Here is a 13122-nt window from a genome sequence, read left to right as displayed (position 1 = left end):
TAATAAACATGAGCCAAATTTTAGAAGAAGTCTTATCAGCTAACCATAGTTATGCTGAAAACTTTGGTAATAAAGGCGAATTACTCATACCTCCTGCACGTCGGTTTGCCATTCTTACCTGTATGGATGCACGACTTGACCCAGCCAATTTTGCAGGATTAGCTGAAGGTGATGCCCATGTGATTCGTAATGCTGGTGGACGTGCCAGTGATGATGCTATTCGCTCCTTAATAATTTCGTACAAATTACTAGGTACTCGTGAATGGTTCGTGATTCATCACACTAATTGTGGTATGGAAACCTTTACAGACCAAATAATCCGCAACTTACTGGCTAATAGTCTGCAAACAGCCCAATTAAATGAAACGGGTTGGCATGATATAGGCTCTGGAGGAGGATCAAATGAAGCTGAATTTATTGAGTGGTTGACTATTGGCGACCTATCCCAGAGTGTTTATACAGATGTGAAGCGTATTCGGTTACATCCATTAGTACCACGAAAAATTCCAATTTACGGCTACATTTATGATGTGAAAACTGGAAAATTGATTGAAGTTCCAGAAGCTACAGAAATTGGTAAAGCAGAATAGCTCTCGGTGATAACTATTAATAGGTAATAAGGTGCAATAAGTAATAAGACAAAATTAATTACACAAATATTTGGACTGAAATCCTTAATGGACAAAGGATTGGTAAATAAATAATATGTAATTATTATCCACAACCCCTAAATACAGTTCAGATAGCAATGCAGGGGAAACGCATCTAAATTATCTTGACAGAATACTATATTAGTGCATCAATATGGGAAAATATCTAACTTCATTCAAAATCTGATAAATTCCTTTATTAAAATTATAAAAATTTCATAAATTTAGAGTAATTATTTATTTTTAATGATGGATTTATTTTGTTCAGTTCTATATATTAATATCTATATTTTTTGGCATCAAAAATATAGATTCTATTGTAGAATCAACAGAAAAATAAATTGGTTATATTTATATTTGTCTATATTTTCTGATTTTTATCAGATACATTCTAAAATCTTCTCTAAATATTCATCATCCCATCCTGCACAAAACTGCTTACTTTTAGTTCCTAGTTTTTGGCTTTTTTCTTTTCCTAAAAGATTAACTGCTATATGACGAATAACTGCAAAGTTTTGTGGTGCATTATCCTTTCTTATCCGACAATCATCTTCTCTAAAAGCTACATCTAAAACCCAGTGTAATGAATTCTCTATACCCCAATGAGTGCGGACTGATTCTCCTAGTAATTTCGCATTATTTGTCAAACTACTTATATAATAGCCTGTCTCAACCTTCGTTTTTCCATTAACTTTTCGTATATATTCTACCATTCCTACACTTTGAAGATTTACCCATTTCTTATCAGTATCTATTCTTTCTTCTATGTCTGATAACATGAGATAATGACGAATCTCTTCTCTTCCATGTTCGTCTTCTTTTGTATGAAATTCACTATATTTGAATCCCTCAAACCCTTTAGATATAGCTTCTTTGAAGATTTCTTCTACATTCTTATATAAATTACCCATGGCAAGCGCATCTTATTTTTAGAATGCTTACTGGACAAAGGTTTTGACGATTGTTAAGTTTTGTAACTAAAAGTTAAAACCCTTGCTGGGCATGGATTACAGAATTTAGGTGCGTTTGCCCTGATAAATTACCTTGATTCTTTTTGAGTGCGATAATATATTCGCCTGATTTTTCTGCAATTGATTTTACTATCTCTTTTTGACACCCCATCGCATCAATCGTTACTAAACATCCGGCTATATCTAATACTTTAATTAATTCCGGTATGGCTGTTATTTCATTTGACTTTTCTTCTACTTTACATTGTCCTAATACTAATTTATTACTAGTTGCCCATGCACTTACCATGTGAATCGCACCTTTATCCTTTCCTTTATCATATGAATGCCTTAATGTTTTCCCATCTATTGCTATGACTTCTCCTTCTGTAATTTTATTGATAGATTTTATCCAACTCAAAAAACAATTCTGAAATTGTTGCGGATCTATTCTCGCAAATACTCTGGCGAATGTATCATGAGATGGAATCCCGTTTGGAAGTTCTAAAAATTGTTTTAGCCATTTTTCTTTCTTTTTTCCATAAGCCTCCATCAATACCCAACTATCTACTCCACAGATCACTGCACAAATCGCAATGGTTACTATATCTATTAATTTATGCCTTTTTGTTCTCTCAACTCTTTTATCTTCTAAATCTTTAAAGTGATCTACTATTGTGATTTTTGGTGGTAGCTTCATTTTGTGAATTTTGTCTCTTTAGTTTTATTGAGAATACCACTTCAACTCATTTTATTGATTCTTATAGAAACGAATTTACCATCAAATTTTCTTCATACTCATTTATTGGCTTGATATTAACATGGTAATACTGCCCTTTTCATCTATTCATAGAAGTTACATTTTGTCAAAAAAAATTAGATGCGTTTCCCCTGGAGTTTCAGTCCAAAATGAGAATTGCTGATGAAATATGCTTTGATTATATTATCTGATATCCGATATATTTCGACATTGAGTGTATTAAATACTAAATGCCTGGTGTTGCGCTAAGAAGTCCGCTACCAGTGCCGCTAATACTAGTATCAGGGATATACGTTATATTTCCGTTTTTTTGAGCTAATGTTCCTTGTTGACTTAGCTTTTCTGTTGTTGGACTATATCCAGGTGGTTGAACTCTATTATATGTGATGTATTCTCCAGGATAATCAGCTTTTTCATCAGGTTGTAAAGTTACTAATGTCATGGGTGTGGTTTTCCCAAAATTATAAAAAGCTCTAGTGCCTCCTGTTTTATTTTCAACAATAAAACCTCCTACAATACTAGAAGCTTCTGTGATGCTTAATTCAACTAACCAATTTTTATCGAAACTAACTGCACAAAAATCTTTTTCTTTTTTTGCATTGGGAATGTTGAAAAATGTTAACAGCATAGTTTTATGTTTCCAAAAGTAACTGAGTAATTATGTTCTGATTGAAATAATATACTTCAATTTAATTAATTTAAATAATCCCAAGTTAGATATCTTAATTAACCTTAAGTTAGATATCTTAATTAACCTTAAGTTAGATATCTTAAATAATCCTAAGTTAGGTATCTAACTTTTTTTTACTGCTGGCTCTGATCTATGTGCGATAGCTTCGCTCCGGGACGCAATGCGATTCCTGCGGAGTGCTTCGCTATCGCTCTTTAGTTTCCCTGAATAATAAGGTAATGTAAAACTTGCAACTATTTGGTGATATCTGTAGCCTTGGTTTCTGCCATTAACCAATTCAGGTAATTCTGATTTGCTTGTTCAATTGGTAAAGCCACTACACAAGGTACTTGATAAGAGTGTACTGATTTTACTTTAGCTGTTAGTTCTGCGAATAAATCACGGCGGGATTTCATAATTAAAATCGCTTCTTTTTCTACTTGTAATTCACCTTGCCACCAATAAATACTATCCATACCGTCAATTATGTTGGCACAGGCTGCAAGACGGGATTCTACTACGGCTTTACCTACGTTAAGAGCTTCAGCACGGTCTTTACAAGTGACGTAAACAAAAAGAAATTCCATATTTTGACTTTATTATATTTGTTTGGGGCAATGTCTACGAGGGGGAAGCGATCTGCTTGCAGCAGCGCTTCGCTATCGTCTGGGTTTCCCTAAGAATTGGGAGAGCGATTCCTACGGAGCGCTTCGCTATCGCTTGGGTTTTCCTCAAAAATTGTGGGCGCTCTATTTCCCTCAAGAATTTGGTAGGGGCGATTCCTACGGAGCGCTTCGCTATCGCTTGGGTTTTCCTCAAGAATTGGGGGCGCTCAATTTCCCCCAAGAATTTAGTAAGAGCGATTCCTACGGAGCGCTTCGCTATCGCTTGGGTTTTCCTCAAGAATTGGGGGCGCTCAATTTCCCCCAAGAATTTAGTAAGAGCGATTCCTACGGAGCGCTTCGCTATCGCTTGGGTTTCCCTCAAGAATTTAGTAGGGGCGATTCCTACGGAGCGCTTCGCTATCGCTTTCTCAGTGTATTTGCAGACGAATTTGGTAAACTAGAAGTACAACCAGCAGCTTTAAATTGTTGAGAAATTTGATTTTTTTCTGATGCTTCAAATATATATTCAAGTAATCCACTTAGTGATTCAACAGGTCTGGGACTATGTAAAGGAATCTCACTATTATTGCTGACAAATCTGCCATTTTTGAGCAATGCTGATCCTAAATAATAATTTCCTTCTTTGAATAGCACTTCTCCAATATTGGTTTTTATAACTCCATTAGAGAAAACACCAGTAGTTAAACGACCAGAACCTTCAGCTGTTTCAAAAACACAAACACGACCCTTACTATTTGATGGATAAATATGACTACTATTTTCGTATCCCACCCACTGACCAAAGAAAGGTGCTAATTCTGGTTCAGTCTTTGACCAAGCACGTACAAAGGATTCTCTTGTCTTCTTTTCTACTTGAGTACGTCTATCTTGAAGATAACCAGCACCTACATTATTATTTTTGGCTCTCCTAATTTGTTGCTCAAGTTCTTGACGTAATCTTTTAATTTCTGCATTAGTTGGTTGTCGAGTTTGGGCTAATACTGATAATTCGTTAACACCTAAAGTTATTAAACTGAATCCTAAGATAAATAGCGATCGCTTCGCCCACTGTAGGTATTGCTGTACTTGTGGTAATGCTAATTTTTGGGTCTTCAAAACAGGTTTCATAGATTTTCCTTGAAAATGTTCAAAATTTAATCAATGGGTTCTTTAGTGCAAGAAAGATAATTAGAATTAACCCAGCCTTTCAAGCCCTCAACTTTCTTATTTGGTCCCCTAATCACATCGACGTAAGCCCAAATCCCCTCTTGTTTCTTGAGTAAAACATGATTACCATTATTTAAACCGGCTCTGGATTTGGGGGTCAAATGAGCAGCCATGCAGAAAGTTACGATAAGGACTTAATAGCCTACTGGTAACATCCTGATTGAAAGGGATAAAACTGTACCATTTAAAACTTAAGTTTATTTGGTACGTTGAGAATTTGAGAATCGTCAAAAATATTGATTAGCAGAATGTTTATCCAGTAAGGGTTACAGCCTTAGCGTAACTTTCTGTACGATTGCTCATTTACCCCCTTAGGCGTTAGGCGTGACGGTTACGCCAGGGCGTGAGAGCGATCGCTATTTCAACCTTAGACAAGTTGATAAAGCTGGAAACTCGCGTACAGTTTATCTGGCGAAACTTTCAGTTTAATTGTGATATTGGATTCCCAATGTCACTTAACCATTTGGTTAACTGCGCTCCGTGACTTGCTTTTGGCGTGACGTTTACGCCGGGGTGAAACATTAGGCGTAAATTTGGCGTGGCGTGAATTTTCCGCCTAATTATCCATCAGCTTGATCAGAATTGCCTCCAATCTCTCCAAAGCAGCGTTAGTTGAGCGTTGATTTTCCTCAAATCGTTGCTGATGTAGCTCAAAGTTACGGTCAAGTCTAACTATGATGTCATCTAAAACAGCGCTACGACCTAAGACAGTATTGGCAGTTCCAGTAAAGTCGTTAACTTGGTTTGATAGGTCATTTAGGCTGTTCGATAAATTACCAATCGTTTGTGTATTAATTGTCTGTTGTTCTGCTACTCGGTCAAGCCGTTGGGTAGTCTGTTCTAAAATCGCTTCTATCCGGTCTAGTCGAGATGGTTCAGTTGTCATGGTGTTTTGGGTGTGGTTGGGTGCGATTCCTACGGAGCGCTTCGCTATCGCTCTAACTTGCCTTTGGATTTTGTGCCTGTGTTTTTTTAATTTCACGGATACCAGACTCTATGAGAAAAGCTGCAAGGTTAGCAGTAGAACGTCCTTCTTTTGTTGCAATGTCCTCTAAATCTTTAAATACTGCATCTGGTAGCGTTACCGTAAACCGTTTTGACATAAGTTGCATAAAATAGTTTACCTAAATACTACTACTAGAATTAAATAATAATCGAGAATTATACAATTGTCATCTTATAAGATGTTGTCAGCATTAAAAATAGTGCTATCATGGAACTGTAGAGACAGGTTATGTAAAGGCATTGCATCCTTGTAAGTCTTGTGAGCAAAGGATAAAGGTTAATTTACTAAGCTTGTCAAGCTAACACGATACTGCATATTTAATCTAGCTGCACTCGTAGCACCCCAATAAATGCAATATGAACCAATTCCATAGGTGGGATGTGGCAACTTTGCAGCGATTATATGCAAAAACGTAATAACGAATAAATACCTATTGCACCCTATGGAACAGACACGAATTATCTATGAAACATTGATCGGGAAAAGATGCAGCGATACCCACTGGAGTAAGACTAAAAAACTCATGGTTGCTTGTGAACTGCCACAAGATAAAGACGGTTTTAACGTCCTGATCAACCTGCGAAAAGTATCCCCCCGGTACTTCACCAAGTATGTAGAAATTAAAGACGAATTAACCAAATTGGGTAAGCAATTATTACCCGCAATTTGTTAGTTGCAATGGTTTCAATCCCTAATAGGGAGTAAGTGAAATTGCAATTAGAGTGTACGGACACTTTCTTTTAAAACCCTATTGTTTCAATCCCTAATAGGGAGTAAGTGAAATTGCAATACGCCAACATAAGTGCTATTGGTTGCCGCTGTATGTGCAGTTGTGTTTCAATCCCTAATAGGGAGTAAGTGAAATTGCAATCCAGTCTTGAAGTGCTTGGGCTTCTTTGTTGGGTTTGTTTCAATCCCTAATAGGGAGTAAGTGAAATTGCAATTTAATGAATTTGTCCATAATAATATTTGCCCCGTATAATGTTTCAATCCCTAATAGGGAGTAAGTGAAATTGCAATAGTTGCAAAGCTAAGAGTTTCCCCTATTGGTAGATTGTTTCAATCCCTAATAGGGAGTAAGTGAAATTGCAATTTGCAATACTAATTGTTTATCTGGTTGATTTAGATTATTTAGTTTCAATCCCTAATAGGGAGTAAGTGAAATTGCAATCGTAGGCTAAATCACCGGCTTTGACGATTCCTGAAATATTCGTTTCAATCCCTAATAGGGAGTAAGTGAAATTGCAATCACACCGTAAATAATCGGCACGCGACCACCTTCTTTGTTTCAATCCCTAATAGGGAGTAAGTGAAATTGCAATTTAATAATATCGTTCTTGTACCCTACAGCCTCAAAGTTTCAATCCCTAATAGGGAGTAAGTGAAATTGCAATGTTATTGATAGCTATTTTAACATTTTCTTCAAGGGTTTCAATCCCTAATAGGGAGTAAGTGAAATTGCAATAATCGGATTAGTCTTACACTCAGACAACCAACTTGAGTTTCAATCCCTAATAGGGAGTAAGTGAAATTGCAATTTGGCACACTGGTCTAACGCAGGATTAGATGTAGGGTTTCAATCCCTAATAGGGAGTAAGTGAAATTGCAATGGTAAAGATGCTGTTGCCTCAGCACTCAAAGAACTTGAGTTTCAATCCCTAATAGGGAGTAAGTGAAATTGCAATATGTGGGGATAACGCCCAAGTCAGCGGCGATTTTTTGTTTCAATCCCTAATAGGGAGTAAGTGAAATTGCAATAGCGGACGGCTGAAAGCCTATATATATGTAGTTTTCAAGGTTCAGTTGCGCGGATAGTCTTATAATAATCCATTTCAGAAAAAGTGTCAAGGAGTAAAATAGCTGAAACCCTTGCTGTGCAAGGTGCGCGGATGGATGAACTCCATGAACTCCATGAAAACGTTGTGTGGACATGATTTCAGGCATTTTTTGAGAAATTGAATTTTTTACACCCACCCATCCGCGCATTAAGCGAAGAAAATCGTCTGATCAGGGGGTTCTTGACCACCAATTCTTTCTATTTTACCAAAACAGCAAGCACAAAGGAAGTAAAAGCGAATGCTGTCGGTTTCAGGTTTAATGAGTTTATTAAGACGCGATCTTAACTTAGCATATTGAGTATCAGTTAACTCACATTCAAAAATACTATACTGTACCCATTGGCCATAGGATTTGAGAATACTATGGATTTTAGTCCGCCGTTTATCGTCAGAAATATCGTAAGAAATAACAACATTCATAAATTTTGTGCGAAGTTATACCTTGTTGATGTAGAGAATTTTTATTTCAGTACCAAAGGGGGATATTTATCAGTTGTTCCCATTAAATATTTAGCTAGTAATCTTGCTTGTAATTCAAAAGCTTCTCGATAAGTACATTTACGTCCCATTACCGGGTGTTTAAACTCCGATAGTTTTTTCTTTTCGTACAAAGTCAAAAAAGTTTTGCGTCCTTCTGGAATGAGAGAAACAGCACCGCTTAATGGTTCAGTCACAAAATCTGCTGGAGTTAATAATTGCTTATTCAAAATAGATAAAACTACTGCATCTACCACTAAAGGGCGAAACTCTTCCATTAAGTCTAAAGCTAAAGAAGGGCGATTATAGCGATCAAAATGTAGATATCCTAAATATGGATCAAAACCGACAATATTCACAGCATTTTGCACATCATGACGCAATAAAGAATAACCAAAACTTAACAATGAATTTACCGGATCTGTAGGTGGACGACGGACACGCTTAGTAAAAGAAAATTTAGAATTACGAATCAGACTATCAAAACAACCAAAATAAGCAGCACTACCAGAACCTTCTAAACCACGCAAAGAATTGATATTTTCAGTTGAACTAATTGCAGCAATTACCTGTTCAATGCGAGCAATATTTTTAGATAGATCAACATCATCAAATTCACGCTGATAACGCATTAAAGTTTGACGGTAATTTTTTAATTTTCCTCTAACAAAGCCTTGAACAGCATGAATAGATTGGGGGGTTTCTCCTGCTGCTTGCCATTGTGCCTTGCGAATGAAAATATTACCAGTCATTTCTGGCTCTAACCGTCCTAAATAGTGACCAATTTTATTGATAAAAGATAGAGGAATATGACGAGTCATTAACTCATCTACAACAGCCGGCGAAATAGTTGCTCGTCCTAAAACAACTACACATTCAATATGAATAAATGGAATATCTTGAAGAATTTTCTTTTCAAATTTCACATTAATCCGTTCATCAACCTTACCAATAAAAGCATCATCTTGTGTGATGTAAAGAGTACCCATAATTAAATCCTCAAAATAGATAATAGGTGACTAAATAAGATCCCCGACTTATTTTTTGTTTTCTACATAAATTATGAATTGATTTCAGAAGTCGGGGATCTGGGTTAATTTGCTTCTTGATAACGCCCAACTTTATCAGCAAGTTGTGGCAAACATCGAGAATAAAGACTACAACCATCACAGCGTTTTGTTTTGACAGCTTTTGGCATAGCACCTGTAAACAGTAACGTTTGGATAGCTTCAATAGTAGCAATGGTACTACCTCGTAATTCTGGGGTAATTTCTACTAACTTCCGTTGATGAGTTTGAGCATAATAGATATAGCCAGTATTGATATTTTTTCCTGTCATTTCCTCCAAACACAAAGCTTGAGCGCAAACTTGTAATTCATCATTATCCCATTCTCCTTTACGTCCTCTTTTATATTCAATAGGGTAAAATTCGCCATTTTCAAACTCAATTAAGTCAGATTTACCGATAAGTTTATATTTATCTGATTTCAAATAAATAGCGCGTATCTGCCAAATTTCCTCACGATTTTGTTCTCCAACTGTGTGAACTCGTTCATGTAAACTTGTACCCTCAATAGTATATTGATTATCAATGAATTCACCTGCACAATGAATCAACCAACAACGATGAGGGCAATAGGAATATTGGTTTAAAGAAGCGATACTAACGTAATCATCAGAATTGATATTTTCAAGCGACATAAGATATAAAAAATTGATTAATTTGTAGGTTGGGTTAAGCGACAGCGCAACCCAACAAAAGCGTTAATAATGAATATGATCATGTTGGGTTTCCTTGCGTCAACCCAACCTACAACTTTCTTCTCACCATTCCCATTCCCATAGTTGTTTTTCTACCAACACCAGCATATAAAGCAAAATCAGCTAAGGCGTTAATTTGCTTAATTGCCGTTGTTTCTACATTGCCAAGAATGCGATAACTAATTTCACCTAAACAACCAATAAATTTGTTGTCATAGTTGCTAATAACTTCAGTATTGATATTAAAAGCACTAGCATAAATTGATTCAAAAGAAATATTAGTTAATTCAATACCGCTATATTTATGCCACCGATTTAGTAGACTATTGAATACAGATTCCCGTGTTGGTAAAACATTATCAAATGCACCTTGACGAAAAGCTACAGGTGTAGAAAAGATGAAATTAAGATTGCGTTCTGTTTCACTTGCTTGTTGATAAAGTTGATGATAATTACAAGCATTTGCCCAAGGTTGATTAGATTGGGGTGTACCTTGAATGCTGGTAATATATAAGTTGGCTGAACCTAAGTGCCAAGGTTGTTTGGGATTTATATTTAACCATAAAGGTGTAAGCTGATTAAATAAATTGTCATTTAATAAAGAAATACGCCACCAACAAGAAGTACCAGCAGGAATAGGGTTTTGATGGGCATATTGCAAAGTATAAGATTGGATTTTATGTTTGTTTTCTACCTGCAATGGTGAGAGAGTAAAGGCTTTATCAGCATTTGATTCGTGTAAATAGTCTCCTAATTTTCTATCAGCAGAACTCACTAAGTTAAGAAATAAGGCGTGGTAATGTCTACCTGTGAGGAAATTGGGGTAAATTGGAGATTGGGGGACGATGTTGAGAATGAGACTATGGGGCATAATTTTTGCAGTGTGGCACAATTTGTAAATAGATAATGAAAACTAAGAAAGATTCAGACTATAGAACGTATAAAGTAATAAAAGTTGAATAAAAAGTAAGACAAATGACAGTTGATAATTCTCGTGCAGCAACAGCACTTAGTAAAAAGTTAGAAGCCAGTTTACCAATTAAAGTTAAGGTGGCAAAAGAATTATTGAAAATGCTGAAGACAAGAGGAGACATAATAAATCCAGAGAAAGAACTTGAAGTTGATTGGGTAGCTTATTCTGGGGATGAAGGTGGGATTATGTGCCGATTAGTCAGCAAGAACGATAATCCCGAAGATGAAGATAAAGCACTATATATAGTGTCTATTACCCATCTCAAAATAGATCCAGATCATCCTCATGCTGAAGAAATAGCAACTTATCAACGTGAGCGAAATCGCAAGTTAATGTTACAAAATCGTGGTAGTTTGATGACTGAATTAATGCCTTTACGCTCTCCTAAAACAAAGAAGAGCGGTAAAGGTTTTGGAAAATAATTAACTCCGAAAACGGTATTGCATTAGCTTAGGAAGTTTTACATTTTTGACATCATCAAAATAGTAATATTCCCCTTGCATTTGCACATTTTGAATCAGACTTACTGGTGGCATATTTACCACATCATAGCTAATAACTTGATTAGTAAACATGACATCCAAAGGATTTAAAGGATGAGTACAAGTGAATAAATCAGTTTTGATTTTTGGTTGTGGTAATTTCTCAACCGTAATTTCTGCTTTACTCATCCATTTACCTAAACGAATCCATTTAGGTAATTTGATCTCTTTTTGAGAGATGAGAAAAAACTCAAATTGACTTTCTGGTGCAATTTCCTTTGCTCTACCAAAACTGGGAATATTCTTTTGGGTTTTTTCCATTTCTACATGGTAGTTATTATTGGCATATTTCCATGTATTGAGAATAGATGAATGATGCAAAGAACGAGCCGGAGTTATGTAAATTTCTTGTTCATTTAATGGAGTTAAATGTGCTTCATATTTTGGCACTTGTTCGGGACAGAAATAACGATAGGAATCTTCTTCAGATACGGTTGTTGAGTAGATTTCGCTATCAACTAAACCAAGTGCATAACAGAGGGCGTAGTTATGAATTATTGGCTCGGTTTCGTAGAGTCTACCAATTTCACGGGTGGCAAAATAAAGACTGTCGTGTAGTTCTAATTGACAACGGTAAATAAACACCATTTTTGTTACTCCGCTTTAGCATTTTTACCTGCTTTTGATTTTGCGGTTTTTGCTTCTTCAGACTTACCTTTAATATGCTTTTTAGCATAAGCCTTGGCTTCATCATTAGCTTGTTGTAAAAGTGATTTAATTCCTACTTCATTATTTGTGAGGTTTTTAACTTCGTTAATTAGAGGTATAAAAGCATCACCAATAAAATCTGTATGCACAATAAATTCATCATTCATTAAATTCTCAATTGCACTTTTAGCAGCAGCAATTACATCATCTTCATCTAAAGGATCTGGTGATTTGAGAGTATTATTTGCTTTCATTTCGTCATATATTGCTTGAGTCCACCGCAGATTACTGGTAATTTCTCCATCAGCAAATATAACCCCAATTAACTCATTTCTCACGCGACCTGTACGAGTTGTTTGTGCGCCATAGTGACGAGTTCTGAGGATGTTATTAAAAACATAAAGAAAACTAGCTTCTGTGGGGTCTTTTAAAGTGACAATACTGGGGAAAAATACTTGTGGTCTAATGTGATCTTGTTGGTTAATTCTGCTAGTAACTTCACCAGGTTTAGAACCACTTTCTCCTTTAGAAGCCATTGTACCATTTTCAAAAGGAGCATTGAGAGTAAATGTTTCATGAGATTCATCAAAAGCTGTAATTGAAAATGCCGTATCTACAACAACTTTTGATTTTTCTGAACCAGAATCACCAATAGCAAAACCGTAAATTATACAATCAGGATTATCCATTGCAAAAGATACGTTATATTCACATTCTTCTGCTTTCATAAATTCATATTTTCGCAATAATTCCCGACCGACTAATCTTTCTGGTGTTGACTGTTTACGCTTGAACATTGAAAGACGGCTAATGGTGTTTTTATCTTTAACTCCAGCCCTTACCCGTGCTTTATTTAGTTCGCTATCTGTTTGAAATAATGGATAAGATTCGGTAACACGAACGGTGAGAAAGTGAACATATTTTCCCATTGGTTTATAGGGAATTTCTGATTGAAATAATTTAGCGTCAACGGTTTTTAAGAGTGTCATGTTTTTCTCCTGGAAATAAATTTTT

Annotated in this window: 15 protein-coding genes, 2 pseudogenes and 1 CRISPR repeat array; of the genes and pseudogenes, 4 read left to right on the top strand and 13 right to left on the bottom strand. The window is 35.9% G+C overall.

Translation table 11 applies throughout. The annotated features are described in order from the left end of the window. Nucleotides 1-8 precede the first annotated feature (8 nt). Nucleotides 9-590, top strand: coding sequence for a beta-class carbonic anhydrase (locus HGD76_RS00905; RefSeq protein ID WP_168694689.1), 582 nt, complete (start codon nt 9-11; stop codon nt 588-590). A gap of 440 nt (nt 591-1030) precedes the next feature. Here HGD76_RS00905 and HGD76_RS25745 read toward each other — a convergent pair. From HGD76_RS25745 to cutA, 4 genes and pseudogenes are all read right to left on the bottom strand, one after another. Then, a pseudogene (locus HGD76_RS25745) lies at nt 1031-1558 on the bottom strand (ISAs1-like element ISAsp2 family transposase); the annotation flags it as partial. 136 nt (nt 1559-1694) lie between these two features. Next, nucleotides 1695-2300, bottom strand: a pseudogene (locus tag HGD76_RS25740) (ISAs1-like element ISAsp2 family transposase); the annotation flags it as partial. 286 nt (nt 2301-2586) lie between these two features. Then, nucleotides 2587-2988, bottom strand: coding sequence for a hypothetical protein (locus HGD76_RS00890; RefSeq protein WP_168694688.1), 402 nt, complete (start codon nt 2986-2988; stop codon nt 2587-2589). Between the two features lie 296 nt (nt 2989-3284). After that, the gene (cutA, locus tag HGD76_RS00885; protein WP_168694687.1) at nt 3285-3617 is read right to left on the bottom strand and encodes a divalent-cation tolerance protein CutA; all 333 of its coding nucleotides are present in this window, start codon (nt 3615-3617) and stop codon (nt 3285-3287) included. Nucleotides 3618-3639: 22 nt separating this feature from the next. Between cutA and HGD76_RS00880 the strand changes: the two genes are divergently transcribed. Next, nucleotides 3640-4125: a hypothetical protein gene (locus HGD76_RS00880; RefSeq protein WP_168694686.1), complete on the top strand. Its 486-nt coding sequence runs from the start codon at nt 3640-3642 to the stop codon at nt 4123-4125. Here HGD76_RS00880 and HGD76_RS00875 read toward each other — a convergent pair. The 3 genes from HGD76_RS00875 to HGD76_RS00865 all read right to left on the bottom strand — a co-directional run bounded on the left by HGD76_RS00875 (nt 4053) and on the right by HGD76_RS00865 (nt 5965). After that, nucleotides 4053-4763: a hypothetical protein gene (locus HGD76_RS00875; protein WP_168694525.1), complete on the bottom strand. Its 711-nt coding sequence runs from the start codon at nt 4761-4763 to the stop codon at nt 4053-4055. The genes HGD76_RS00880 and HGD76_RS00875 overlap by 73 nt on opposite strands. Before the next feature lie 655 nt (nt 4764-5418). Further along, nucleotides 5419-5748, bottom strand: coding sequence for a hypothetical protein (locus tag HGD76_RS00870; protein WP_168694685.1), 330 nt, complete (start codon nt 5746-5748; stop codon nt 5419-5421). 52 nt (nt 5749-5800) lie between these two features. Continuing rightward, nucleotides 5801-5965 carry a ribbon-helix-helix domain-containing protein gene (locus HGD76_RS00865; protein WP_168694684.1) on the bottom strand — a complete coding sequence of 55 codons (165 nt, stop codon included), beginning with the start codon at nt 5963-5965 and terminating at the stop codon, nt 5801-5803. 426 nt (nt 5966-6391) lie between these two features. Between HGD76_RS00865 and HGD76_RS00860 the strand changes: the two genes are divergently transcribed. After that, on the top strand, nt 6392-6541 hold the full coding sequence (locus tag HGD76_RS00860) for a hypothetical protein (RefSeq protein WP_168694683.1): 150 nt from the start codon (nt 6392-6394) through the stop codon (nt 6539-6541). An 8-nt stretch (nt 6542-6549) separates the two neighbouring features. Continuing rightward, nucleotides 6550-7626: a CRISPR direct-repeat array (repeat unit 37 nt; unit sequence GTTTCAATCCCTAATAGGGAGTAAGTGAAATTGCAAT). Between the two features lie 227 nt (nt 7627-7853). Here the strand turns inward: HGD76_RS00860 and cas2 are convergent. The 4 genes from cas2 to cas6 form a co-directional block, all read right to left on the bottom strand. Further along, nucleotides 7854-8126 (bottom strand): CRISPR-associated endonuclease Cas2, encoded by a 273-nt coding sequence (gene cas2 / locus HGD76_RS00855; RefSeq protein WP_168694682.1) that lies wholly within the window; start codon nt 8124-8126, stop codon nt 7854-7856. 41 nt (nt 8127-8167) lie between these two features. After that, nucleotides 8168-9172: a type I-D CRISPR-associated endonuclease Cas1d gene (gene cas1d / locus HGD76_RS00850; protein ID WP_168694681.1), complete on the bottom strand. Its 1005-nt coding sequence runs from the start codon at nt 9170-9172 to the stop codon at nt 8168-8170. A gap of 104 nt (nt 9173-9276) precedes the next feature. Then, nucleotides 9277-9885: a CRISPR-associated protein Cas4 gene (gene cas4 / locus HGD76_RS00845; protein ID WP_233466994.1), complete on the bottom strand. Its 609-nt coding sequence runs from the start codon at nt 9883-9885 to the stop codon at nt 9277-9279. A gap of 109 nt (nt 9886-9994) precedes the next feature. After that, complete coding sequence (cas6, locus tag HGD76_RS00840; RefSeq protein ID WP_168694680.1) at nt 9995-10816, bottom strand: CRISPR-associated endoribonuclease Cas6; 822 nt, start codon at nt 10814-10816, stop codon at nt 9995-9997. Nucleotides 10817-10920: 104 nt separating this feature from the next. Here cas6 and HGD76_RS00835 point away from each other — a divergent pair, with 104 nt between their 5' ends. Further along, a complete protein-coding gene (locus HGD76_RS00835; protein WP_168694679.1) occupies nt 10921-11340 on the top strand; it encodes a hypothetical protein in 420 nt (139 codons plus the stop codon). Here the strand turns inward: HGD76_RS00835 and cas5d are convergent, their stop codons facing one another. After that, nucleotides 11341-12048, bottom strand: a complete 708-nt coding sequence (gene cas5d, locus HGD76_RS00830; RefSeq protein WP_168694678.1) for a type I-D CRISPR-associated protein Cas5/Csc1 — start codon at nt 12046-12048, stop codon at nt 11341-11343. A 5-nt stretch (nt 12049-12053) separates the two neighbouring features. Continuing rightward, a complete protein-coding gene (gene cas7d, locus HGD76_RS00825) occupies nt 12054-13097 on the bottom strand; it encodes a type I-D CRISPR-associated protein Cas7/Csc2 (protein WP_168694677.1) in 1044 nt (347 codons plus the stop codon). Between the last annotated feature and the right edge of the window lie 25 nt (nt 13098-13122).

Source organism: Dolichospermum flos-aquae CCAP 1403/13F (assembly GCF_012516395.1).
Classification (GTDB): Bacteria; Cyanobacteriota; Cyanobacteriia; order Cyanobacteriales; family Nostocaceae; genus Dolichospermum; species Dolichospermum lemmermannii.
The sequence above is the reverse complement of the archived record's forward strand: the minus strand, read 5'-3'. Positions and strand labels throughout refer to the sequence as shown.